Here is a 22585-nt window from a genome sequence, read left to right as displayed (position 1 = left end):
GCGAAGGTGTGTCGAGAGGCATGCTGGAGATATCAGAAGTGCGAATGCTGACGTAAGTAACGATAAAGGGGGTGAAAAGCCTCCTCGCCGGAAGACCAAGGGTTCCTGTCCAACGTTAATCGGGGCAGGGTGAGTCGACCCCTAAGGCGAGGCCGAAAGGCGTAGTCGATGGGAAGCAGGTTAATATTCCTGCACGACTTGTAATTGCGATGGGGGGACGGAGAAGGCTAGGTGGGCCAGGCGACGGTTGTCCTGGTGAAAGTGCGTAGGTGGTGTTTCTAGGCAAATCCGGAGACACAACACTGAGACACGAGACGAACGCACTACGGTGCGGAAGCCATTGATGCCCTGCTTCCAGGAAAAGCCTCTAAGCTTCAGATTACAAGTCATCGTACCCCAAACCGACACAGGTGGTCGGGTAGAGAATACCAAGGCGCTTGAGAGAACTCGGGTGAAGGAACTAGGCAAAATAGAACCGTAACTTCGGGAGAAGGTTCGCTCTTGACAGTGAAGTCCCTTGCGGATGGAGCAGTTGGGAGTCGCAGTGACCAGATGGCTGGGACTGTTTATCAAAAACACAGCACTCTGCAAACACGAAAGTGGACGTATAGGGTGTGACACCTGCCCGGTGCCGGAAGGTTAATTGATGGGGTTAGCGCAAGCGAAGCTCTTGATCGAAGCCCCGGTAAACGGCGGCCGTAACTATAACGGTCCTAAGGTAGCGAAATTCCTTGTCGGGTAAGTTCCGACCTGCACGAATGGTGTAACCATGGCCATGCTGTCTCCACCCGAGACTCAGTGAAATCGAATTCGCCGTGAAGATGCGGTGTACCCGCGGCTAGACGGAAAGACCCCGTGAACCTTTACTACAGCTTGGCACTGAACATTGAACCTACATGTGTAGGATAGGTGGGAGGCTTTGAAGGCGTGACGCCAGTTGCGCTGGAGCCGTCCTTGAAATACCACCCTTGTATGTTTGATGTTCTAACGCAGGCCCATGAATCTGGGTCGCGGACAGTGCCTGGTGGGTAGTTTGACTGGGGCGGTCTCCTCCCAAAGAGTAACGGAGGAGCACGAAGGTTGGCTAATCCTGGTCGGACATCAGGAGGTTAGTGCAATGGCATAAGCCAGCTTAACTGCGAGACGGACAGGTCGAGCAGGTACGAAAGTAGGTCATAGTGATCCGGTGGTTCTGAATGGAAGGGCCATCGCTCAACGGATAAAAGGTACTCCGGGGATAACAGGCTGATACCGCCCAAGAGTTCATATCGACGGCGGTGTTTGGCACCTCGATGTCGGCTCATCACATCCTGGGGCTGAAGTCGGTCCCAAGGGTATGGCTGTTCGCCATTTAAAGTGGTACGCGAGCTGGGTTCAGAACGTCGTGAGACAGTTCGGTCCCTATCTGCCGTGGGCGTTGGATGATTGAAGGGAGTTGCTCCTAGTACGAGAGGACCGGAGTGAACGAACCTCTGGTGTTCGGGTTGTCACGCCAGTGGCACTGCCCGGTAGCTAAGTTCGGAATCGATAACCGCTGAAAGCATCTAAGCGGGAAGCGAGCCCTGAGATGAGTCATCCCTGACCCCTTGAGGGTCCTAAAGGGCCGTTGGAGACCACAACGTTGATAGGTGGGGTGTGTAAGCGCGGCGACGTGTTGAGCTAACCCATACTAATTACCCGTGAGGCTTAACCATACAACACCCAAGAAGTGTTCTAAGGCTTGTAGCAGATACCGAGAACGAACAACAAAATCAGCTTTCTTAGATTGAAGAATTTGCCTGGCGGCCATAGCGCCGTGGAACCACCTGATCCCTTGCCGAACTCAGAAGTGAAACGCGGTAGCGCCGATGGTAGTGTGGCATTCGCCATGCGAGAGTAGGACACTGCCAGGCACCCAACACGAGAAACCCCGCTCATCTGAGCGGGGTTTTTTATTGCCTGAAATTCAGCGTGTTGTGGTCTTGGTGCCAGTTCTAATCATTGCTCCCCCTTTGTCGTGACTGCTTCAGTGCCGCTAGATTGGTGTTGTTGAGCATTCGATATCTCGATGTTCATCACCTCATTTTCAAGTCTCACCATTCCCTCCGGCCACCTGATCTGATCGCTTTTAGCGCTTGGGCTGCCCAGCTATTCCATTCGTCGATGATCACTATTGCTGCTGCGGGGGATGACAAGGAAGGCTGGATCCATAGACTGTCTCTTTCAAGCATAAGGAGCTGTGTATGTTGGGGATCCATGATCTGGCGTTGTTTGTCGTATCCGGTCTGCTGTTGAACATGATGCCGGGACCGGACTCCCTGCTCATCATGCTGCGCAGCGGTTCACAAGGTTGGCGGGCCGGTTCGGTGGCAGCGTTGGGAATAGGGACGGGCACCATGGTGCATGTGCTGGCGGCGGCGCTGGGACTGTCGGCTTTGCTGAGTGCCTCGGCCGAGCTGTTCACCGTCATCAAGTTGATGGGGGCGCTCTACCTGGTCTATCTGGGAGGCTCGCTCCTGTGGCAAGGGACTGGCTCACCGACTGTGCGCGAGCCTGCCGTGCGGCTGCCTGTGCTCTCCTACGGCCGGATCTTCCGGCAAGGGTTTCTGACCAATGTGCTCAACCCCAAGGTAGCCCTGTTCTTTCTCGCCTTTGTTCCCCAGTTCATCGCTCCCGATGCACCGCAGAAGGCGCTGGCCTTCATCGTGCTGGGCTGCATCTTCAATTTCAACGGCATGATCTGGTGCCATCTGCTGGCCTTCTCGACCGCCTATGCGAGCCGCAAGGTGGCCTTGCCTGGCTGGTTGGGCCGCTGCCTCAACCGTTTGATGGGAGGCTTGTTCGTGGGGCTTGGCATCAAGCTGGCGGTGGAGTGAGAGGGTAAACGCCGGGCATAGAAAAAGGCGTATCCCATTGCTGGGATACGCCTTCGTCTGCACTGCAGCAGGCTGACTGAAATCAGTTCATGCCGTAGCGCTTGAGTTTCTTGCGCAGAGTACCGCGGTTGATGCCCATCATCACGGCGGCGCGAGTCTGGTTACCACGGGTGTACTGCATGATCACGTCCAGCATGGGAGCTTCGACTTCGGAGAGAACCATATCGTACAGATCAATCACTTCCTGACCGTTCAACTGGGCCAGGTAGTTACGCAGGGCCTGTTGCACAGAGTCACGCAGGGGGCGCTGGGTCGGCTCGGCAGCGTGATTGTGAGTAGTTGTTACCAATGCATCAGAAGTCAGGGTTTGTTCGAACATATTCGGTCGGCTCTTTAGTTATGCGTTAACCTAATCCATCGAAATACGCTTCGAGTGCCTCGAGTTGTGCATCTGCACAATCCAGGGCATTGAAGTGCTTACGGAATTCTCGGCCCGTCTCTTCTTCATCCAGATACCAGCCCACGTGTTTACGGGCAATGCGCGCTCCCAGATATGCACCATAAAACTGGTGCAGGTTGGTTACATGCTCGTTCATCAGGGTGCGAACCTCTTCCCTTTCGGGAGGCGGCAGCTTGGTGCCCGTCTCAAGAAAATGACGGATTTCCCGGAAAATCCAGGGTCGTCCTTGCGCAGCACGGCCGATCATCACGGCATCAACGCCGGTATAGTCGAGGACATACCGGGCCTTCTCCGGGCTGTCTATGTCGCCATTGGCGACAACAGGAATCGATACGGCCTGCTTAATCGCCCTGATAGTGTCGTACTCCGCCTCGCCCCGATAGAGGTCGGTACGGGTACGACCATGCACGGCAAGGGCCGCGATACCGCAATCTTCGGCGATTCGGGCGATCTCCTCGCCATTGCGGTTATCCGGATCCCATCCTGTGCGGATCTTCAAGGTGACAGGTACCTCCACCGCGTCCACTACGGCCCGGCAGATGGTTCTGACCAGGTCGGGTTGGCGCAGCAGGGCGGAGCCTGCCAGCTTCTTATTCACTTTTTTTGCCGGACATCCCATGTTGATGTCGACGATCTGAGCGCCCTGCTCCACGTTGTAGCGGGCAGCAAACGCCATCATCTCGGGGTCGGCTCCGGCAATCTGGACCGATCGCAAGCCACCTTCTGCAGAGTGATCCATTCTCATCCTGGTTTTCTGGGTATCCCAGACATCCGGGTTGGCCAGCAGCATCTCGGAAACGGCCATGCCGGCGCCCAATCGCAAACAAAGTTCACGAAATGGTCGGTCTGTTACACCGGCCATGGGAGCCACAATCAGGGGAGTTTCAAGCGTGTGGGGACCTATCTGCATTCCACGGTTACCATCGGCTTAGGGCGGCGTATATTACGCATTTTTTAGTCAGGAGAAAAGGTTAGTATTTGAGCGTCAGCCATTTTTTTCTGAAAAAAACGTCGCGCCAAGGCTTGCAAATTCAGGAGTGCTTGAAAATCAGGCATATTGTCGAGCCGGGCTGGCGGGGCCAAATGGGTGAGGGGAGAGGCGATTTGCCTGTCCCCATCCCGGACCGGTTTGCGTTATGATAGCGAGCTTGTATCGAGCAAAGGCTCCAAACAATTTCATTACAAACAGATTGGGGATGTATGACGGCAAGGTTCATCAAATCTCTCTACCCGTGTCTGCTTGGTGCCGTGCTGGGCTCGGCCCAGGCCCAGACGGTCAGTTTCAGCGAAGCCTGGAGTCGGGTCATCCGCCAGGATGACGGGCTGGCGGCCGAGCAGGCAGGGGTGGAGCGGGCGCAGCAACTGCGCGAGGCGGCCAAGGCCATGTATCTGCCCAAGGTGGACGTGGGGGCCAGCTATACCCACCTCGATCAGCCGATGGAGCTCGACATGATGGATCTCAACCCCATCGCCAACCATCCGGAATTCGGCAAGGTGCTGGCGCCCATCATGCAGGCGCTCAAGCTGACGCCCAACGACTTCGTCACCCCCCTCACCAAACAGAACGTGGTGACCAGCTCGGTCAAGATGCTGTGGCCGCTGTTTACCGGTGGCCGCATCGATGCGGCGCAGGACATTCGCCAGGCCCAGGTGAGCGAGGCGCAGCAGTTGCTGGTTCTGAAGCAGCAGTCCACCTTCGAGAGCCTCTCCCAGACCTACTTCGGGGTGGTGCTGGCGGCCCAGGTAGTGCAGACCAAGCAGGAGATCGAGCAGGGGCTGTCCCACCATCTGGAGCATGCCAAGAAGCTGGAGGCTCAGGGCCAGATTGCCCGGGTCGAGCGCCTCTCCGCCCAGTCGGCCTATGACCGCGCACGCATCGATACCCAGAAGGCAAGGCGCAGCCTGGAGATCGCCCAGCTGGCCCTTGGCCACATGCTCAAGCTCAAGCAGGCCGAGCCCAACACCCAGCTCTTCATCAACCAGCAGATGCCCGAGCTCAACGCCCTGGTGCAGGAGACGCTGGCGGTGCATCCCGGTCTCAAACTGCTGACGGCCAAGAAGGAGCAGGCGCAGGGGATGATCAAGCTGGAGAAGGGCAAGTACGCCCCCGAGCTGTTCCTGTTCGGCAACTACAACCTCTATGAGGATGATTCGCTGGCCTCCAAGACCACGCCGGACTGGTTGGTCGGGGTGGGCGTCAGCATGCCGCTGGTGAGCCGTGACGGCCGCTCCGAGACGGTACAGGCGGCCAAGAGTGCCGAGCTGCAGGTCAATCTGCTGCAGGCCAAGACCCGCCAGGATCTGGAACTGCTGGTCGAGAAGACCTGGCGCGAGGCGGCGCAGGGGCTGGAGGAGTTCCAGTCGCTCTCTTCCACCCAGGCGCTGGCCGAGGAGAACGTGTTGCTGCGGGACAAAGCGTTCGGGCAGGGGCTCTCAACCTCCCTCGATGTGGTGGATGCCCGCAACCAGTTGGCCGGGGTCAAGACCCAGCGCGCCGCTGCCGCCTATCAATACGTGATCTCGCTGGCCCGCCTGTTGGCACTCTCCGGTCAGATGAACAGTTTCAATCAATATCAGCATGGGCAAGTGATCGAGGTGAACTCATGATCGCGCGCCACTCTGCTCCTTTTTTCATGTCTGTTTCGACCGCCAAGGGTCGCCCGTTTGCCGAGGTGAATGCATGAGTCATCCCCCCATCAAGAAGAAGATGAGCCAGGCCAAGCCGCTGCTGCTGCCACTGGCGCTGGTGCTGTTGGTCATCTGGCTGGGCTGGCGTTTCTGGCTGGCCTATCAGCCGGAGCCGGTGCGCCTGCAGGGGCAGATCGAGGCGCAGCAGTACTCCGTCTCCTCCAAGGTGGCGGGCCGCATCGACGAGGTGCTGGTCAAGAAGGGTGATCAGCTGGCCAAAGATCAGCTGGTGTTTACCCTGGCCAGCCCGGAAATCGAAGCCAAGCTGAGCCAGGCCAAGGCGGGTCAGGCGGCAGCTGGCGCCATGGCCGAGGAGGCCGAGAAAGGGGCGCGCGCGCAGCAGATTGCTGCCGCCAAGGATCAGTGGCAAAAAGCCAAGGCGGCCGCGTTGCTGCGCGGCAAGACCTACGAGCGCATCGCCAGCCTGCATCGGGATGGCGTGATGCCGCTGCAAAAGCGCGATGAGGCCTGGACTGCCTGGCAGGCGGCCAAGTACAGCGAAGGCATGGCCTGGCAGCAATACCAGATGACTCTGGAAGGGGCGCGGGAAGAGACCAAGATTGCGGCGCGTGAGCAGGCCAAGATGGCCGCCGGCGGCGTGGCCGAAGTGGAGGCCTACCTGGCCGATACCCGCATCGCCAGCCCGCACACCGGGGAAGTCTCCCAGGTGCTGCTGCGCAGCGGCGAGCTGGCCCCGCAGGGCTTCCCTGTGGTGACCCTGCTCGACATGAGCGATGCCTGGGCCCAGTTCCACGTGCGCGAAGATCTGTTGCCCCGCTTTGCGCTGGGGACCGAGTTCGATGCCCGTATTCCCGGCCTTGGCGAGCAGACGGTGCGCTTCAAGGTGACCCATGTGGCCGTGATGGGGGATTTCGCTACCTGGCGTGCCACCGATACCCGTCAGGGCTTTGACATGAAGAGCTTCCAGGTAGAGGCGCGCCCGCTGCAACCGGTTGAGGGGCTGCGGGTCGGCATGAGCGTGCTGGTCGAACTCTGATGGGACGTGAATGGCGGTTGCTGTGGCAGGATCCGTTCGGTCGAGCGCTGGCAAGCTGGCTACCCCTGTTGCTGATAGGGATCCTCTGCTGGGTCTTCTCGGCCGGGCTGGCGCGGGATCTCAAGATAGGTCTGGTGGATCTGGATCAGAGCCTGCTGTCACGTGAGCTGGCCTTCTCGCTGGATGCCTCCGCCGGACTCAAGGTCGCCCAGCAGTTTGATTCCATCGAGGCAGGGGCCAGCGCGCTGCGCGGGGGGGATATCTACGCCCTGGTCGTGCTGCCGAGCCACCTGGAGCGGGATGCCCGGCAAGGCACTCAGCCGCAGGTCACCGTGTTCAACAACGGCCAGTTCATCCTGATCGCCAAGCTGATCAACTCGGCGCTGGCCCAGGTGGTCGGGACGCTCAACGGTCAGGTGGGCGTGCTCTCGGCCATGGCGGGCGGCAAGGCGCTACCCGGTGCGCTGGGGCAGGCGGTGCCCATCGCCAGCCAGGTGACGGCGCTCTACAACATCAACTCCAGCTATGCCCAGTTTCTGCTGAGTGCCCTGTTGCCGGCGGTGTGGCAGATCCTGGTGGTACTCTACGGCATCAATGCGCTGGCCCGTACCGATCGGCTGGGGCTGGACTGGACCACTAAAGGGGTCTGGTTCGGTCTCTGGCGCACCCTGCTGCCCCACGTGTTGATTGGCTGGGGTTGGGGGCTGGGCTGGAGCCTGCTGCTGTTCAAGGGGTTTGGTTACCCGATGCAGGGCAGCTGGCTGGTGTTGACGGCAGGACTGGGGCTGGCGGCGGCCGCCTGCGTCAGCATGGGGGCCTTCTTCTACGGCATCATCCGGGATCCGGCTCGCGCCCTGTCGCTGGCCGGTGCCTACACGGCGCCGGGGTTTGCCTTCATGGGGGTTACCTTTCCGGTCAGCGCCATGGGGGATTTCGCCCAGTTCTGGCGCAGCCTGCTGCCCATCTCCCACTATGTCGAGTTGCAGGTAGGCCAGACCAACTACGGTCAACCGTTGGTGGCGGCCCTGCCGCAATTTGGCGCCCTGCTGCTGTTTCTGCTGCCCCTGCTGTTGGTGGTTCGCCGCTATCAGGCCCAGGCGAGCTCGGCCCCCGTTAATGAGGAGCCCAGGTCATGATGGGATGTTGGGATTTGCCACGCCTTGAGTGGCGGCCGATTGATTGGTGCCTCTCGCTGGCGCCACAAATTGCTGCCTCCTGGCGGTGGAAGGAGCCAATGACATGCTAGGTTTCTGGGATCTGCTGCGCCTCGAGCTGCGTACCCTGCTGGCGGACAGGGCCATCATGCTCACCCTGTTCGGCGGCGTCTTCTTCTACTCCTTCCTCTACCCACAGCCCTATCTGCACCAGCTGCCGCGGGAAGAGGCGGTGGTGGTGGTCAACGAGGACGGCAGTCAGCTCTCCCGCCAGCTGGAGTTCATGGCCGATGCCACGCCGCAGGTAAAACTGGTGGCGCGGGCGGGCAGCCTGGATGAGGCTCGTGCGTTGCTGCTGGCGGGGCAGGGCAGCGGCATTTTGCACATCCCCCGCCACTTCTATCGGGATCTGATGCAGGGCAAGAGCGTCACCTTGGGCTATGCCGGTGATGCCTCCTACTTCCTGGTTTACGGCACCATTGCCGAGGGGCTGGCCCAGGCGGGCGGCACCCTGGCCGCTCAGGTGAAGGTCGCCAGATTGCTGAGCCACGGTGAAGCCCTGCCGCAGGCCGCCATGGGCTGGAATGCGGTGGCGCTCAACGTGTTGCCGGTGTTCAACCCCACCATGGGTTATGTGAACTACGTGGTACCGGCGGTGTTCGTGCTGATCCTGCACCAGGTGCTGCTGATGGGCACCGGCATCCTGGGGGCGACCCAGAACCAGCGCAGCCAGCGCGGCGAGGCGGGCTACTGGCAGAATGCCCCCATCCTGCCACTGCTGCTGGCCCGCACCCTGGTGGTGGGGGGCTGTTCGTGCTGCCGGTGAGCTACTTCTTCGGCTTCTGTTTCGATCACTACAACATAGTGCGCACCGCCGAGCCGGCCGTACTCTGGTTGTTCACCCTGCCGTTCTTGCTGGCCACCACCTGGCTGGGAGTGGTGTTGGGGGCACTGTTTACCCGCCGGGATCTGCCGACCCAGGTGGTGCTTGTCTCCTCGCTGCCGCTGGTCTTTCTGGCCGGCTTCATCTGGCCGCTGGAGCTGATCCCGGCCCCGCTCAACTGGCTGGCCCAGTGGGTGCCGAGCACCCCGGCCATCGAAGGCTTTTTGCGGCTCAACCAGATGGGGGCCGAGTTTGCTCAGGTCTCCCACTACTGGTGGCAGCTGTGGGGGCTGGCACTGCTCTACGGTGCGCTGGCCTGCTTGCTGCTGCGTTGGCGGCAGCAGTCGTTGCCGGTTGCCAGCCAGCCTGCCTTGCAGAGTGAAACCACCGCCGGTTGAGCGGGATGGTACCAGCACGCGTGAGACGGCGTGCGTGGTAAAGCAAAAAACGGTCAGCCCTTGGGCTGACCGTTTTTGTATGCGCTGGATCAGTGAAGCTGGCGCTGGTTTAGCCGCGCTGGAGCTCGGGATCGCCGATGGCGTAGATCTGGCTGTGTGCTGCCTTGTCGCCGAGCAGACGCAGCCCGCAGGCGGCGACGTCGGCACGACGTACCAGGCCGTGCACCTCCTCGCCCTGGCTCAGCACGGCCTGACCGGTGGCCTCGCCATCCTGCAAACCTGCCGGACGCAGTATGGTCCACTCGAGCGCACTGGTCTGCAGCCAGCTCTCCGCCAGACTCTTCAATCTGACCTCGTGACCGAAGGCAGCCCGGGCTCGCTGCGGCAGATATTGCCAGCTGTCGCCGCAACCGAGTGAGGTCACCAGCAGCAGGCGCTTGAGCCCGGCCAGCTCCATCTGATCGATCACCTGACGATTGCCCAGATAGTCGACAGGCTCTGCCTGGCGAAAACTACCGAGGGTAGAGATGACCTGCGCCCCGTCACCGGCCAGCTGGCAGGCCGCTGCTACCGCCTGCGGGTCGAGGGCATCACCGCTGACGACCTCGACTCCCTGAGCGCGCAGCTCGGCGGTTACCTCGGGACTGCGGATCAGGGCGATGACCCGGTGGTCCTGCTGCAAGGCTTGTTCGGTGAAGGCGCGGCCCAGCCCGCGGCTGGCTCCGAAGATGAGTGTGGTTGGCATGCTGCTGCTCCCTTTGACGAAAGGGCTAGCCTAGAGGGTTGTGGGGAGACTGTAAATGAGAGTTGTTTTTATTTGTCTGGAAAAGAGGGAAGCGGCGAGCCAGGGGCGGGACCTGGCTCGCACGGGGATCAGCCGTTGTAGTGGCCGATATGGGGGCGACGGCTGGGGCCGCTCAGGTGGATATCCACCGGATTGAACGCCTTGATCGCTTCGAACGCGAAATCACCTATCGCCTGATGCAGGCTCTGGGGATTGTGGTTGGTGATGAGGATGACGCTTTTCGACAGGTTGCGACGGCGGCGCAGCAGGTGGCCGAGGAAGCTGGACTGGCTCTCCGCCATCTTGGCGCGGTTGGCCGAGACCTCGTCGATGATCAGCAGATCCACCTCTTCCAGGGCACACCGGTACTGGTTGCGCTCTTCCTGATCCTGGATGACGTTGAAGAACAACCTGTCCACGATGGAGGCCCACTGCTGGAAGATCACCGACTTCTGGTGGCGTGCTATCAACTCGTGCGCCACGGCGCCCGCCAAGGTCGATTTGCCGGTGCCGTAGTCACCGTAGATCAGCATGCAGCCACCACCGCTTTTCTCCCAGTGCTCGAAACCGCTGATGAAGTAGCGGGCGGTCTCGATGGGATATTGCAGCGCCGGATCGCCGGCATCCATCCGTTCAAACACCCAGTCGGGGTTGAGGTCGGCCTGGGCGATCAGCTTCTGGATCCGCTCCTGGCGCGCCGCCTTCTGCAGCTCGCGCACCTCGGCGTTGGCCTTGGCGTCGTATTCTTTGCGCAGGGTCTCGTAGTCGTACTGGCTGCCGCCGGTCTCTTGCTGAAGGCGACGAATGCGCTCCAGCAGGCCTCCAACGTGGCGGCTCAATTCCGGGTCGTGAACGCGATGATCCTGCTTGGCCTTGGCGATCTTCTGGCGCTTGGCTTCGATCTCTTCCAGCTCCTGGCGCAGGGGATCGTGCGGGTCAGTCATGGAATGCTCCTTCTGCTCGGTCTGGGGTGGGGACAGGTCTCTGATTTTGCCTGCTGGCGGTGCCTGCTATCAATCATTATCCGGCTCCTGCGGTTGGCCGGCCAGCCGCTTGGCCTCTTCGATCATCTCCTGGGCCCGCTTGCTTGGGCCCGCCTCGACCTGTGCCTGGGTCACCTGCTGATAGCCCTGCACCTCCATCGGCTTGCGGCGGGTATAGCGGCGGGTCTTGAGGGCGCGGATGAACTTGAGCATCCACTGGTGCTGGGAGTCGAACACCTCGGGTCGCCCCAGCCAGTAGGCGATGAACTCGCCGAGATCCTCTTCGCTGTAGCTGGCATCGATGACCCCGCACAGGCGGGCGAGGGCCGGCAGCTCTGTATCCGGGCGCCATTGCAGGTGCATCTGGAATGGGCGCTCCGGCAGCGGGCTGCGCACCCGCTGGGTCAGCAGCGGCAGCTGGAACGGACACTGATGGTAGTGCTCACTGTCGTTTTGCGCCTCGACTTGCAGCAAACCCGCCTCCATCAGCTCATCGAACAACTCGGTCAGCTGGCGGGCATTGACCTGAAAGGAAAAACCGCTGGGATCGCCCGGGTCGACCACCGCCAGCGCCCGGCCGAGTTCGGGGTAGTTGAGCCTGGCCAGCTGATTTTCCAGCACCAGTCGGCGCAGCTGCAGGGTATAGAGGCTGCGGGCGGGGTGGGACAATCTGGGATGGGCGAGGGCGCTGTATTCGGCAGGGGTCATGGCATGCTTCATTGACGGACGTGGCGGTATTATCCCCCATGGCGCAGCCTCATACAATTGATGGCATGCCCAGCACCGCCGGCGGGTGGCCGGTTTGCCCGCAATCGAGGGTGGGTGTTTTCGTATGACGCTGTTTCTTTGGCTGCCAAGCTGCAAAGAGGAGAAAAAGCTGAGTTTCGATGAGCATCATTAGCTGCTTTATTTCAAGCAGTTGGCCGCCAGAATAGCTGGCGGGCATGGATTTTTCGGCGATTATTCAATCATCTGATTGGTCAATGCAGTCGGTTATGGTCTAGGCTTGAGGCTAAATAACTGGTTGACTAATAAGAGCTTTATCAAGATGTCAAAAGCCGGACTACGGATCCTGGTGGTGGAGGATGAAGCGGTTTTTCGCCACTCGCTGGTCAATTATCTCGCTCACGATGGTGCCTGCGTGTTCCAGGCCGAAGACGGCATTGAAGGTCTCTCTGCCGCCGCGCTCTATCACCCCGATGTGGTGTTATGTGATTTGAACATGCCCAACATGGATGGGCATGAGGTGATCGCCTGCCTCACGGCCCGCTACCCTCATATTCCTGTCATTGTCATCTCGGCCCAGAGCAAGATGGAGGCGGTCGAGCGAGCGCTGCGCGCCGGTGCCCGCGATTTTCTGCTCAAGCCCATCTCGGACTTCGGTCAGGTGCGTCGCAGCATAGAGCAGTGCCTGAGCGCCAACCACGGTTATGGACAACAGCTGGAGTTGATGGAGCACATCGACTTCTTTCGTGAACACGACCAGGCGGCAACCCGGCTGCTGGCCTGGTTGAAGCCGCCGGGCTTGCAGGAGTGGGGGCCCTGGCAGGTCACCTTTGAAGGGATGGGCAATTTGTTCATTCCCGATACCTTCAAGGTGGATGACAAGCTGCTGGTGCTGGTGATGGAGCTGCCGATCCTCGGGGTGGATGCCGCCTTTTGCGGCGCGCTGGTGCGCTCCCTGATGAACGCCCCGTATCGCCAGTTTCAGCGTGGCGAGAGTCTGCTGCTGACTCAGCCCCATCGGTTGCTCGATTACCTCAATCTGCAACTGGTCGAATCCGGTCTGCGCCACTCCTTCGCCATGGCCGCCCTGTTGTTTGATCAGGAGGACGGGCTGGTCTTTGCCAATGCCGGGCTGACTTCGCCCCACTGGCTGGTGCGCTCCGGTGGCCTGCCACTCGGCCTGCTGCGTACCAGCCACTACGCCTTGCACAGGCGCAGCTGGCATGAACCCTTTGACCTGCAGTTTCGCAGTGACAGCGGCAGTGCCCTGCATGTGCAGGTTCGACATCATTGAGGCCGTGTCAGACGGCCACATACAAAGAGGGCGCCCATGGGCGCCCTCTTTGTTGCTGACAATCCGGACCGCTTAGACGGCGGCAGATTGCAGCTTCTTGTCGTGTTCCTGCGGCTCTTTGGCCGGACCTTCTGCACCGTGCATCCAGTAGACCAGGCGATTGGCCATGGTCAGCAGGATCAGCGCGCTGATCACGGCGGCCAGTGCGATGCCACCGAAGATGGCCATGGCACCGGATTCGCCGACGAAGGAGCCGATGAAACCGGCGGCATAGTTGGCCAGGGCCACGAAGCCGAACCAGGCACCCATCATCAGGGAGGCCAGGCGCAGCGGAGCCAGCTTGGTCACCATGGAGAGGCCGATCGGGGAGAGGCAGAGCTCGCCCAGGGTGTGGAACAGGTAGGCACCGACCAGCCAGAACATGGAGGTCTTGACGGCCTGATCACCACCTTGCTCCAGCACGGCACCGATCATGAACAGGAAGCCCACGGCCAGGAACAGCAGACCCATGGCGAACTTCACCGGGGAGTTCGGCTCTTTCTTGCCGAGCTTGATCCAGATGGCGGCCACGATGGGGGCCAGCGTGATGATGAAGAAGGGGTTCAGGGACTGGAACCAGGCGGTCGGCACTTCGAAGCTGCCGATCATGCGGTCGGTATACTCCTGCGCGTACAGGTTCATCAGACCACCGGCCTGCTCGAAGCCTGCCCAGAAGATGATGGTGAACAGACCCAGCACCAGGATGACCTTGATGCGATCCACTTCCTGCTTGGTCAGCGGTGCCTTCTGCTCCTTGGAGCGCTGCTCGGCGGCGCGCTGGGCGGCCGGCACGCGGCCGATGTCACCCAGAAAACGCTGGGCCATGGTGGCTTGCACCACCAGGGAGAGCAGCATGCCGATACCGGCGCTGACGAAGGCGGCTTGCCAGCCATAGGCGGTGGCGGCAGCACCACAGATCACGCCGGCCAGCAGGGAGCCCAGGTTGATACCCATGTAGAAGATGGTGAAGGCACCGTCACGACGGTGGTCACCTTCCTGATACAGGTCACCCACCATGGTGGAGATGTTCGGTTTGAACAGACCGTTACCCACGATCAGCAAGCCGAGACCCGAATAGAAGACGGTGTTGACCATGTCCGGGAACATGGCGTGCGGCAGCGCCAGGGTAAATTGGCCGGCGGCCATCAGCACAGCACCAAACAGAATGGCGCGGCGTTGGCCGAGGAAGGTATCTGCCAGCCAGCCGCCGATGATCGGGGTGATGTAGACCAGACCGGTATAGATGCCGTACAGCTTGAGGGCATCGGCCTGAGTCCAGCCCATCCCGCCGTTGGCAGTCATGTCAGTCAGATAGAGCACGAGTACGGCACGCATGCCGTAATAGGAGAATCTCTCCCACAGTTCGGTACTAAAGAGCAAAAAAAGCCCTTTAGGGTGACCTAAAAAGGTCCCTTTGGACGGATTATTCATTGGAACTTCCACCTGTGTCTTATATTTTTTTAGAAATTTTATGCAAGGGCTAGGAACAAGCCATAATCCTTATAGAACAAGCGTGATTAAATTACAATATTATGATTTAGCGATATTTTATCTATCAATGGTTGAATATATGTTTATAAAATGAAAAAGGGCATCGAATGATGCCCAGTGTTTTATTCCATTAATAGGTTAAATATTCAGCTATTACAGCTGCTTGGCAAACTGTTTCAACCAAGTGATAAATTCGCCGTTCAGTTCCGGATGGCGCACTGCATATTCCACGTTGGCTTTCATGTAACCGAACTTGCTGCCGCAGTCGTGGCTGCGCCCTTTCATGAAGTAGGCATTCACCTGCTCCTGCTCCATCAGCATGGCGATGGCATCGGTCAGCTGGATCTCGTCGCCGGCACCGGCGGGGGTCTTCTCCAGCAACGGCCAGATGTTGGAAGAGAGCACGTAACGGCCGACCACGGCCAGATTGGAGGGGGCCTCGTCACGGGGGGGTTTCTCGACGATGGCTTGCATCGGCAGAGACATGCCCTCGCTCAGCGCTTCTCCCTTGATGTCGGCGATGCCGTATTTGTCCACTTCACTCTCGGGGACGGCTTCCACCATGATCTGGCTGATGTGATCCTCTTCGAACATGTGCACCATCTCGGCCAGGTTGTCCTGCTTGAGGTCGCTGGCTACCTCGTCGATCAGCACGTCCGGCAGCAGCACCGCAAACGGGTTGTCGCCGATCAGCGGACGGGCACAGAGCACCGCGTGCCCCAGACCTTTGGCTTCCCCCTGGCGGACGTGCATGATGGTGACGTCTTTCGGGCAGATGTGTTGCACCTCTTCCAGCAGTTGCCGCTTGACCCGCTTCTCGAGGGTCGCTTCCAGCTCGAAGCTCTTGTCGAAGTGGTTTTCGATGGAGTTCTTGCTCGAGTGGGTGACCAGAATGATCTCCTTGATGCCGGCGGCGATGGCTTCGCGCACGACATACTGGATCAGCGGTTTGTCGACGACGGGCAGCATCTCCTTGGGGATGGCCTTGGTGGCTGGCAGCATGCGGGTGCCCAGACCGGCGACGGGAAGAACGGCTTTGCGTACAACGAGCGGTGTCTTTTTCATGGAGAGAGTCCAGAGATACAAAGTGGGCCCATGATACCCGAAGAAAAATAGGGCAGCCACAGGCTGCCCTTATGATGGAAGGGGTATGGATCGGTTACTTGACGATAATCATGTCCCGATTTGCTTCCAGCGTGGCTGGCCCGATGCCGCTCACATCGGTCAGCTGATCCACGGTAGTGAACTTGCCCTGCTTCTCGCGGTAATCGACGATGGCCTGGGCCTTCTTCTCGCCAATGCCCTTGAGTGCAGTCAACTCATTGATACTGGCGGTGTTCAGGTTCACCTTGCCGCTCTCCTTGGCGGCGGTGACCGTGGTTGCCGGCTTGGCAGCAGGCTTGTCGGCGGCCAGCAGAGGCTGGCTGAGCAGGGGCAGGCAGCTCAGCAGCAGGGTGGCGGTCAGGGTCTTGTAGTTCATGGCATCACGTCCTTGTGTGGTTTGGTATGCCTATTGAGAATTAGCCGAGTCGCGCCACTTTTTGTCTGTCAGAAGTGACAGGGTTATAACTCAGCTGAATCGGCTATAACCCCCGCCATTCCAAAATAGGTACACTGTGCTAACCATTTGACCAGGATGTCTTTTCTTATGTTTTTTCCCGCGATTTTCGAGCTGGAACCCATCGCCCGTGCCGCCGGTGACGCCATCATGGCCATCTACAGTCAGCCCTTTGCGGTGGAGTACAAGCAGGACGAAAGCCCCTTGACCGCCGCCGACAAGGGCGCGCACGAGGTGATCGTGCAGGCGCTGGCCCGGCTGACGCCCGAGATCCCCGTATTGTCCGAGGAGTCCGGGCCCGAGGTGATGGCGGCGCGTCACGGCTGGTCCCGTTACTGGCTGGTGGACCCGCTGGACGGCACCAAGGAGTTTGTCTCCCGCAACGGCGAGTTCACCGTCAATATCGCCCTCATTGAAGAGGGGGCACCGCGCTGGGGGCTGGTCTATGCCCCGGTATTGGACCAGCTCTGGTATGGCGGCAAGGGGCTGGGGGCCTGGCGGGTGGCTGATGGCAAGCGTGAGGCCATCCAGAGCCAACCTCATCAGGAAGGTATGCCCTGGCGGGTGGTCGGCAGCCGCAATCACCTCTCCCAGGCCACCCTTGATTACCTGGCGGGCTTTGGTGACATGGCGCGGGGCGAGATTGAGCTGGTCTCCATGGGCAGTTCGCTCAAGTTCTGCATCATCGCCGAAGGGGGGGCCGAGCTTTACCCGCGCCTCGCTCCCACCTGCGAGTGGGATACCGGTGCGGCGCAGGCGGTGCTGGAGGGGGCGGGCGGCAGCGTCACCCAGCTCGATGGCTCGCCGCTGCGCTACAACAAGCCGGACATCCTCAACCCCTGGTTCGTGGCCAAGGCATAAAACGGGATATCGGGATAGAAAAAGGCCGGACTGGCGTGAACTGCCAGTCCGGCCTTTTTTATTTCTCTATTCGCGTTGGGTCAGAAGACCTTCTTGAACGGCTTGATGGTCACCTTGGCATAGACACCGGCCGCCACATAGGGATCGGCATCAGCCCAGGCCTTGGCATCCGCCTGTGAGGCGAACTCGGCGATGACGGTGCTGCCGGTAAAGCCGGCATCGGCCGGATCCTCGGCATCGATGGCCGGGTTGGGGCCGGCGGTGAGCAGTCGCCCTTCATCCTGCAGCGCCTGTAGCCTGGCCAGATGGGCCGGGCGCGCCTGCTTGCGCAGCGGCAGGCTGCCCTGGACATCTTCGGAATAGATGAGATACCACATGAGACGATCCTTTTCTTGATGGCAGTTATTTTTTCATTTCATTTTTCTGCTCGGCGGGCAGATGGCGATAGAGATAGACACCGCTTAGCAGAGTGAATACCAGGGTCATGCCGAGCAGACCGAACACCTTGAAGTTGACCCACATCTCCTGCGGCAGGGTGAAGGCCACATAGAGGTTGAGCAGGCCGCAGACGGTAAAGAAGCCGACCCAGCCGAGATTGACCCGATCCCAGACGGGATCCGGTGCCTGCAGCTCCTTGCCCAGCATCTGCTTGATCAGGTTCTTGCCAAAGCCGTAACGGCTGATGAGCAGGCCCAGCGCAAACAGTACGTTGATGACGGTGACTTTCCACTTGATGAAGGTGTCGTCGTGGAAGAAGACGGTGAGGCCGCCAAAGAAGCCGACCAGCAGGAAGGTGAACAGCTGCATCTTCTCGACCTTGCGATAGCGGATCCAGCTGTAGGCGAGCTGCAGACCGGTCACCACCACCAGGGCGCCGGTCGCCATGTAGATGTCGTAGAACTTGTAGACTGCAAAGAAAACGATAAGAGGAATAAATTCAATAAATTGCTTCATGTCTGGCTCGTCGCCCTCAAAAGTGGACCGCAAAATTTGATTCAGTGTACCTGCCCGATGGGCAACGGCAAATGAATAAGACCGCTCATTCGCCAGCCAGTTCCTCAGCCAAATAGCTGCCTTGCGATCTCGGCGCCCAGCCGCAGCTGATCCGCCAGCAGATCGCGGATATGGCGCTCTTCGATGAGCGGATTGAGCAGCACGGCCCGCAGCAGGGTGAGCGGCTGGGGGCCGTAGCGACCCACGGCGCGCTGGGTGCGGGAGACAAAACTGTGCCCCTCGGCGCGCTGAGCCTTCTGCAGGGCGACATTGAAGGTATTGACCTGTTCGTTGGCGGCCTCGTCCAGCACCTTGCCCTGCAGATGAGGGGGGATGCAGCGATAGGAAAGCAGGTTCATTACCGGAGCCGACATCAGCTCGAAGGCGGGAGCCTGGTCGATAAGGCTGGCCATCAGGCGTGCTCGGTCGTAGTTGGCCTCGATGAGCTCGGCATAACCCTGCTGGCCGAACAGCTGGAAGGCGGCATCCAGATAGAGAGCGTTGGCCGGGCGGGTGCCCTCCAGGGTGAAGCGCCCCTGATCAAAGGAGCTGGCGCGGATGGCGTAGGGTGCCTCCCGCTTGACCGCCATCATCAGGTCCGGCTGGCGGCAGAGCAGCATGCCGGTACCGAGCGGCACCAGCAATTGCTTGTGGCCATCCAGGGTGACGGTATCGGCTCGCTCGATCCCTGCCAGCAGCGCCTGATAACGAGGCGAGAACAGGGTCGGGCCGCCCCAGGCTGCATCCACGTGGAAGTGGATCTGCTCGCGCTCGGCAATGTCCGCCAGCTCAGGCAACGGGTCGATGGAGCCGAAATCGGTGCTGCCGGCCACGCCGACCAGTGCCAGCACCTTGAGCCTCTGCTCCTTGCACTGGGCAAGGGCCTGCTCCAGCGCCGCCATGTCGAGCCGGTTCTGGTCGTCGGTGGGAAGGCGCCAGACGCTGCGCGCCCCCAGCCCCAACAGATCCATCCCCTTGTCGAAGGAGTAGTGCATCAGCCGCGAGCCCAGGATGACGGCGCCGCGATAGCCCTGCTCATAGAGCGCGAACAGGTTGTCGCCGCAGGCGCGGTTGCGAGCCAGCCAGAGGGCGGTAACGTTGGCGATGGTGCCGCCGCTGGTCATGACCCCGAGCGCGGCATCCTTGGCATGCATCTGGGCGTCATAGAAGAGATCGTCGGCGCGATAGATGAGGCGGTGCAGCTTGGCCAGCACCTCCCGCTCCAGAAAGCTGAGCAGACGGGAGGACTCCATCTTCATCGGGTTCTGGTTGAGCATCACCACCAGGCGGGACAACTCGGCGGTGAAGGCCGGTAACGGGGCCGTCATATGACCCATGTAGCGTGGCGAGGTGAGGTGGGATGCGCCAGGCACCAAGGTGGCCAGGCGCGCCAGGTACTCATCCATGGCGATGCCGGTGGCCGGCATACGGGATTGATCGAGCTGGTGGGTGAACTGGTCGCGCTGGTAGGGAGCCTGACTGTCATCCGAGTGGTGGAAGGTCTCCAGCAGATCCGTCATGGCTTGGCCGAAGGCCGGATCCGGTAGTGCAAACAGTTCAGTCAACTTCATCAGGTTCTCCAGACCGGGTTGCCAGGGAGTCACTGGGTGGTGAGCAAGCGCGGTGGCAACAGCTACGTGGGCATCGGCCGCAGAGCATACACCAAAGGTCAGCGGGTGACAGCCATGTGCATCTCCTCAACGCACGGCAAATGGCATGAAAATCACTTTAAGCTAACACTTGTACTCTGAAATGGCGGCAGCTAGAGTGTGCGCAGTTTGGGCAGGAGTATGCAATGAGCAGTGTGACGGATTATTCGCCCCGCGAGGAGCTGGCCAACCGCCTCAGCCACGGCCTGGGGCTGGTGCTGGGGATCCTGGGGTTGGTGTTGTTGTTGAACAAGGGCTGGGCGCAGGGCCCTCAGGCGCTGGTCAGTTACAGCCTCTATGGTGGCAGCCTGGTGCTGCTTTACTTGGCCTCGACCCTCTACCACAGCATGGCGGAAGGGCCGGCCAGACGCTGGTGCAAGGTATTCGACCACTGCGCCATCTATCTGCTGATCGCCGGTACCTATACCCCCTTCCTGCTGGTGGCGCTCGACACACCGCTGGCACAGGGGTTGATGGTGGTGATCTGGGGGCTGGCACTGGCGGGGGTGGTGTTCAAGTTGCTGTTCATCAACCGCTTCAAGAAGCTGTCGCTGTTTACCTACCTGATGCTGGGCTGGCTGTCGTTGCTGGTGGTCTATCAGCTTTATATCCATCTGGAGGGGGAAGGCTTGCTGCTGCTCGGGCTGGGTGGTCTCATCTACAGCCTGGGGGTGATCTTCTATGTGGCCAAACGTATCCCCTACAACCACGCCATCTGGCATCTGTTCGTGCTGGGGGGCAGCGTTTGTCACTTTATGGCCATTTATGGTTACGTCGCCTAACTAGCCCTTAATTGGTATTTTTTGCTGCTCAAAAGGATAAATTCGTGCGGTATCACACAGTTGGCCGCGACGTTTGCTGACAAGCTAGGGACAGTTCAATTCGCAAAGGATGCACGAAATGAGTGATATCGCGCTTTCCATCAGCATGTTGTCGCTGGTGGCAGTGCTGGGGCTCTGGCTGGGAAACTGGCGGGTCTATGGCGTCGGTCTCGGGATCGGAGGGGTGCTGTTCGGCGGCATCATAGTGGGCCACTTCGCCGGCCTCTCTGGGCTGGCGCTGGATGAGCAGACCCTGCACTTCATTCAGGAGTTCGGCCTGATCCTGTTTGTCTACACCATCGGCATTCAGGTCGGTCCCGGCTTCTTCTCCTCCCTGCGCAGCTCCGGCCTCAAGCTCAACGGCTTCGCTGCTCTGCTGGTACTGCTTGGCTGCGCCGTGGCGGCAGCCCTGCACCAGCTGTTCGACGTGCCGCTGCCGGTGATCCTGGGGGTCTTCTCCGGCGCGGTGACCAACACCCCTTCTCTCGGTGCCGGCCAGCAGATCCTGGCTGAGCTGGGCGCTGCACCCGGTTCCACCGGCCTGATGGGGATGGGCTATGCGGTCGCCTATCCGTTCGGCATCTGCGGCATCTTGTTGACCATGTGGCTGATCCGTATGTTTTTTCGCATCAAGATCGACGAAGAAGCAGCCCAGTTTGAACAACAGGCCGGCAAGACCAAGGAGAGTCTGCAGACCATCAACATCGCGGTGCGCAACCCCAACATCCACGGTCTGATGCTGAGCGAGATCCCGAGTCTCGACGAGGCAGACGTCATCTGCTCGCGCCTCAAGCGCGGCGAGGAGCTGATGGTGCCGCGGCCGGATTCGCGCATCGAACTGGGCGACCTGCTGCACCTGGTGGGTGAGCGGCACGCCCTGCGCAAGGTGCTGCTGGTGCTGGGGGAGGAGGTGGAGACCTCGCTCTCCACTCGCGGCACCGATCTGCGGGTAGAGCGGGTAGTGGTGACCAACGAGCAGGTGCTCGGCAAGAAGATCCGCGATCTCGACATCAAGCAGAAGTATGACGTGGTGATCTCGCGCCTCAACCGGGCCGGTATCGAGCTGGTGCCGACCAGCCAGACCAGCCTGCAGTTCGGTGACATCCTCAACCTGGTGGGGCGGCTCGACGCCATCGAGGCGGTCACCAATGTGGTGGGCAACGTGCAGCAGAAACTGCAGCAGGTGCAGATGCTGCCGGTGTTCATCGGCATCGGCCTTGGCGTGCTGCTCGGCTCCATCCCCTTCTACCTGCCCGGGTTCCCGGCGGCGCTCAAGCTGGGCCTGGCGGGCGGGCCGCTGGTGGTGGCGCTGATCCTGTCGCGCATCGGCAGCATCGGCAAGCTCTACTGGTTCATGCCGCCGAGCGCCAACCTGGCGCTGCGGGAGATCGGCATAGTGCTGTTTCTGGCGGTGGTGGGCTTCAAGTCCGGCGCCGGCTTCATCGATACCCTGATCAACGGCGATGGCCCGGCCTGGATGATGTATGGGGTGGCGATCACCCTGATCCCGCTGCTGGTGGTCGGCGTGCTGGCCCGTCTGTACGGCAAGATGAACTACCTCACCCTGTGCGGCTTGCTGGCCGGTTCCATGACGGATCCTCCCGCCCTGGCGTTTGCCAACGGCATGCACCCCACCAGCGGTGCCAGTGCCCTGTCGTACGCGACCGTCTATCCGCTGGTGATGTTCCTGCGCATCATCTCACCCCAGTTGCTGGCCATCCTGCTGTGGGCTGGCGCCTGATATGAAGCCCCGGACGGGGGCACTCGCAGTGCTCCCGTCATCAAAATGCAACACATTGATCATCTTGATTTTATTTTCCATCCCCGCCGTTGTTGACCCTTCTGTTTAACCGACCGTTCCAGCCTCAAATCAGTCTATCCATTCGAATTTTCTAACTGGTTTCCGGCGCCATTCGCGGGCACATTAGACGGTGGAATATTGCATGCCAAT

The 22585-nt window shown here is 60.3% G+C and carries 20 protein-coding genes, 2 rRNA genes and 1 pseudogene (1 of these 23 running past the window's edge); 11 read left to right on the top strand and 12 right to left on the bottom strand.

What is annotated here, in order from left to right; genetic code table 11:
- The 3 genes from E5E96_RS03035 to E5E96_RS03025 all read left to right on the top strand — a co-directional run.
- A 23S ribosomal RNA gene (locus E5E96_RS03035) occupies window positions 1–1694 on the top strand; it begins 1195 nt to the left of the window's first position.
- An 83-nt stretch (window positions 1695–1777) separates the two neighbouring features.
- Window positions 1778–1892 (top strand): 5S ribosomal RNA (rrf, locus tag E5E96_RS03030).
- A 330-nt stretch (window positions 1893–2222) separates the two neighbouring features.
- Window positions 2223–2855 (top strand): LysE family translocator, encoded by a 633-nt coding sequence (locus E5E96_RS03025; protein ID WP_171281527.1) that lies wholly within the window; start codon window positions 2223–2225, stop codon window positions 2853–2855.
- Between the two features lie 82 nt (window positions 2856–2937).
- Here the strand turns inward: E5E96_RS03025 and fis are convergent, their stop codons facing one another.
- Both fis and dusB read right to left on the bottom strand, forming a co-directional pair.
- Window positions 2938–3234, bottom strand: coding sequence for a DNA-binding transcriptional regulator Fis (fis, locus tag E5E96_RS03020; protein WP_005309538.1), 297 nt, complete (start codon window positions 3232–3234; stop codon window positions 2938–2940).
- Between the two features lie 25 nt (window positions 3235–3259).
- On the bottom strand, window positions 3260–4225 hold the full coding sequence (gene dusB, locus E5E96_RS03015) for a tRNA dihydrouridine synthase DusB (protein ID WP_011707259.1): 966 nt from the start codon (window positions 4223–4225) through the stop codon (window positions 3260–3262).
- A 290-nt stretch (window positions 4226–4515) separates the two neighbouring features.
- Between dusB and E5E96_RS03010 the strand changes: the two genes are divergently transcribed.
- From E5E96_RS03010 to E5E96_RS02995, 4 genes and pseudogenes are all read left to right on the top strand, one after another.
- Complete coding sequence (locus E5E96_RS03010) at window positions 4516–5922, top strand: TolC family protein (RefSeq protein ID WP_171281526.1); 1407 nt, start codon at window positions 4516–4518, stop codon at window positions 5920–5922.
- A gap of 73 nt (window positions 5923–5995) precedes the next feature.
- The gene (locus tag E5E96_RS03005) at window positions 5996–7000 is read left to right on the top strand and encodes an HlyD family secretion protein (RefSeq protein WP_017410991.1); all 1005 of its coding nucleotides are present in this window, start codon (window positions 5996–5998) and stop codon (window positions 6998–7000) included.
- A complete protein-coding gene (locus E5E96_RS03000) occupies window positions 7000–8136 on the top strand; it encodes an ABC transporter permease (RefSeq protein ID WP_171281525.1) in 1137 nt (378 codons plus the stop codon). Before E5E96_RS03005 ends, E5E96_RS03000 begins: the two co-directional genes overlap by 1 nt.
- A gap of 103 nt (window positions 8137–8239) precedes the next feature.
- Window positions 8240–9435, top strand: a pseudogene (locus E5E96_RS02995) (ABC transporter permease).
- A gap of 109 nt (window positions 9436–9544) precedes the next feature.
- Here E5E96_RS02995 and E5E96_RS02990 read toward each other — a convergent pair.
- From E5E96_RS02990 to E5E96_RS02975, 4 genes are all read right to left on the bottom strand, one after another.
- Window positions 9545–10180, bottom strand: coding sequence for an SDR family oxidoreductase (locus E5E96_RS02990; RefSeq protein ID WP_101151051.1), 636 nt, complete (start codon window positions 10178–10180; stop codon window positions 9545–9547).
- A 128-nt stretch (window positions 10181–10308) separates the two neighbouring features.
- A complete protein-coding gene (locus E5E96_RS02985; protein WP_171281524.1) occupies window positions 10309–11163 on the bottom strand; it encodes a DnaA/Hda family protein in 855 nt (284 codons plus the stop codon).
- 69 nt (window positions 11164–11232) lie between these two features.
- Entirely contained in the window at window positions 11233–11910 is a 678-nt protein-coding gene (locus E5E96_RS02980; RefSeq protein ID WP_171281523.1) for a DnaT-like ssDNA-binding domain-containing protein, read from the bottom strand.
- A gap of 49 nt (window positions 11911–11959) precedes the next feature.
- Complete coding sequence (locus tag E5E96_RS02975; RefSeq protein ID WP_171281522.1) at window positions 11960–12148, bottom strand: hypothetical protein; 189 nt, start codon at window positions 12146–12148, stop codon at window positions 11960–11962.
- Window positions 12149–12250: 102 nt separating this feature from the next.
- On the opposite strand from E5E96_RS02975, the gene E5E96_RS02970 reads away from it, so the two are divergent.
- On the top strand, window positions 12251–13222 hold the full coding sequence (locus E5E96_RS02970) for a response regulator (RefSeq protein ID WP_017410997.1): 972 nt from the start codon (window positions 12251–12253) through the stop codon (window positions 13220–13222).
- Window positions 13223–13294: 72 nt separating this feature from the next.
- Here the strand turns inward: E5E96_RS02970 and E5E96_RS02965 are convergent, their stop codons facing one another.
- The 3 genes from E5E96_RS02965 to E5E96_RS02955 form a co-directional block, all read right to left on the bottom strand.
- Window positions 13295–14692, bottom strand: a complete 1398-nt coding sequence (locus tag E5E96_RS02965) for a peptide MFS transporter (protein WP_011707249.1) — start codon at window positions 14690–14692, stop codon at window positions 13295–13297.
- 213 nt (window positions 14693–14905) lie between these two features.
- Complete coding sequence (galU, locus tag E5E96_RS02960) at window positions 14906–15817, bottom strand: UTP--glucose-1-phosphate uridylyltransferase GalU (RefSeq protein ID WP_017410998.1); 912 nt, start codon at window positions 15815–15817, stop codon at window positions 14906–14908.
- 94 nt (window positions 15818–15911) lie between these two features.
- Entirely contained in the window at window positions 15912–16232 is a 321-nt protein-coding gene (locus E5E96_RS02955) for a ComEA family DNA-binding protein (RefSeq protein ID WP_171281521.1), read from the bottom strand.
- Between the two features lie 168 nt (window positions 16233–16400).
- Here E5E96_RS02955 and cysQ point away from each other — a divergent pair, with 168 nt between their 5' ends.
- The gene (gene cysQ, locus E5E96_RS02950; protein WP_171281520.1) at window positions 16401–17171 is read left to right on the top strand and encodes a 3'(2'),5'-bisphosphate nucleotidase CysQ; all 771 of its coding nucleotides are present in this window, start codon (window positions 16401–16403) and stop codon (window positions 17169–17171) included.
- A gap of 80 nt (window positions 17172–17251) precedes the next feature.
- Here cysQ and E5E96_RS02945 read toward each other — a convergent pair whose 3' ends face one another.
- The 3 genes from E5E96_RS02945 to E5E96_RS02935 all read right to left on the bottom strand — a co-directional run bounded on the left by E5E96_RS02945 (window position 17252) and on the right by E5E96_RS02935 (window position 19735).
- A complete protein-coding gene (locus E5E96_RS02945; RefSeq protein WP_005309589.1) occupies window positions 17252–17548 on the bottom strand; it encodes a YciI family protein in 297 nt (98 codons plus the stop codon).
- A gap of 25 nt (window positions 17549–17573) precedes the next feature.
- Window positions 17574–18125: a septation protein A gene (locus E5E96_RS02940; protein ID WP_042067696.1), complete on the bottom strand. Its 552-nt coding sequence runs from the start codon at window positions 18123–18125 to the stop codon at window positions 17574–17576.
- A gap of 104 nt (window positions 18126–18229) precedes the next feature.
- The gene (locus E5E96_RS02935) at window positions 18230–19735 is read right to left on the bottom strand and encodes an aminotransferase class V-fold PLP-dependent enzyme (protein ID WP_171281519.1); all 1506 of its coding nucleotides are present in this window, start codon (window positions 19733–19735) and stop codon (window positions 18230–18232) included.
- Between the two features lie 224 nt (window positions 19736–19959).
- Between E5E96_RS02935 and E5E96_RS02930 the strand changes: the two genes are divergently transcribed.
- Window positions 19960–20595: a hemolysin III family protein gene (locus E5E96_RS02930; protein WP_016351856.1), complete on the top strand. Its 636-nt coding sequence runs from the start codon at window positions 19960–19962 to the stop codon at window positions 20593–20595.
- Window positions 20596–20713: 118 nt separating this feature from the next.
- Complete coding sequence (locus tag E5E96_RS02925; protein ID WP_017411002.1) at window positions 20714–22375, top strand: putative transporter; 1662 nt, start codon at window positions 20714–20716, stop codon at window positions 22373–22375.
- Window positions 22376–22585 lie beyond the last annotated feature (210 nt).

It is taken from the genome of Aeromonas sp. 1805 (assembly GCF_013085525.1).
GTDB classification, from domain to species: Bacteria; Pseudomonadota; Gammaproteobacteria; order Enterobacterales; family Aeromonadaceae; genus Aeromonas; species Aeromonas hydrophila.
The sequence above is the reverse complement of the archived record's forward strand: the minus strand, read 5'-3'. Positions and strand labels throughout refer to the sequence as shown.

What these genes read in the sequence shown, in the direction of transcription:
- E5E96_RS03025 (WP_171281527.1), top strand. Translation starts at nt 2,223, where the DNA reads ATGTTGGGGATCCATGATCTGGCGTTGTTTGTCGTATCCGGTCTGCTG.
- E5E96_RS02965 (WP_011707249.1), bottom strand. Translation starts at nt 14,692, where the DNA reads ATGAATAATCCGTCCAAAGGGACCTTTTTAGGTCACCCTAAAGGGCTT.
- E5E96_RS03005 (WP_017410991.1), top strand. Translation starts at nt 5,996, where the DNA reads ATGAGTCATCCCCCCATCAAGAAGAAGATGAGCCAGGCCAAGCCGCTG.
- E5E96_RS03010 (WP_171281526.1), top strand. Translation starts at nt 4,516, where the DNA reads ATGACGGCAAGGTTCATCAAATCTCTCTACCCGTGTCTGCTTGGTGCC.
- E5E96_RS03000 (WP_171281525.1), top strand. Translation starts at nt 7,000, where the DNA reads ATGGGACGTGAATGGCGGTTGCTGTGGCAGGATCCGTTCGGTCGAGCG.
- dusB (WP_011707259.1), bottom strand. Translation starts at nt 4,225, where the DNA reads ATGCAGATAGGTCCCCACACGCTTGAAACTCCCCTGATTGTGGCTCCC.
- E5E96_RS02980 (WP_171281523.1), bottom strand. Translation starts at nt 11,910, where the DNA reads ATGACCCCTGCCGAATACAGCGCCCTCGCCCATCCCAGATTGTCCCAC.
- E5E96_RS02925 (WP_017411002.1), top strand. Translation starts at nt 20,714, where the DNA reads ATGAGTGATATCGCGCTTTCCATCAGCATGTTGTCGCTGGTGGCAGTG.
- E5E96_RS02940 (WP_042067696.1), bottom strand. Translation starts at nt 18,125, where the DNA reads ATGAAGCAATTTATTGAATTTATTCCTCTTATCGTTTTCTTTGCAGTC.
- E5E96_RS02930 (WP_016351856.1), top strand. Translation starts at nt 19,960, where the DNA reads ATGAGCAGTGTGACGGATTATTCGCCCCGCGAGGAGCTGGCCAACCGC.
- E5E96_RS02955 (WP_171281521.1), bottom strand. Translation starts at nt 16,232, where the DNA reads ATGAACTACAAGACCCTGACCGCCACCCTGCTGCTGAGCTGCCTGCCC.
- E5E96_RS02990 (WP_101151051.1), bottom strand. Translation starts at nt 10,180, where the DNA reads ATGCCAACCACACTCATCTTCGGAGCCAGCCGCGGGCTGGGCCGCGCC.
- galU (WP_017410998.1), bottom strand. Translation starts at nt 15,817, where the DNA reads ATGAAAAAGACACCGCTCGTTGTACGCAAAGCCGTTCTTCCCGTCGCC.
- E5E96_RS02945 (WP_005309589.1), bottom strand. Translation starts at nt 17,548, where the DNA reads ATGTGGTATCTCATCTATTCCGAAGATGTCCAGGGCAGCCTGCCGCTG.
- E5E96_RS02975 (WP_171281522.1), bottom strand. Translation starts at nt 12,148, where the DNA reads ATGCCCGCCAGCTATTCTGGCGGCCAACTGCTTGAAATAAAGCAGCTA.
- E5E96_RS02935 (WP_171281519.1), bottom strand. Translation starts at nt 19,735, where the DNA reads ATGAAGTTGACTGAACTGTTTGCACTACCGGATCCGGCCTTCGGCCAA.
- E5E96_RS02970 (WP_017410997.1), top strand. Translation starts at nt 12,251, where the DNA reads ATGTCAAAAGCCGGACTACGGATCCTGGTGGTGGAGGATGAAGCGGTT.
- cysQ (WP_171281520.1), top strand. Translation starts at nt 16,401, where the DNA reads ATGTTTTTTCCCGCGATTTTCGAGCTGGAACCCATCGCCCGTGCCGCC.
- E5E96_RS02985 (WP_171281524.1), bottom strand. Translation starts at nt 11,163, where the DNA reads ATGACTGACCCGCACGATCCCCTGCGCCAGGAGCTGGAAGAGATCGAA.
- fis (WP_005309538.1), bottom strand. Translation starts at nt 3,234, where the DNA reads ATGTTCGAACAAACCCTGACTTCTGATGCATTGGTAACAACTACTCAC.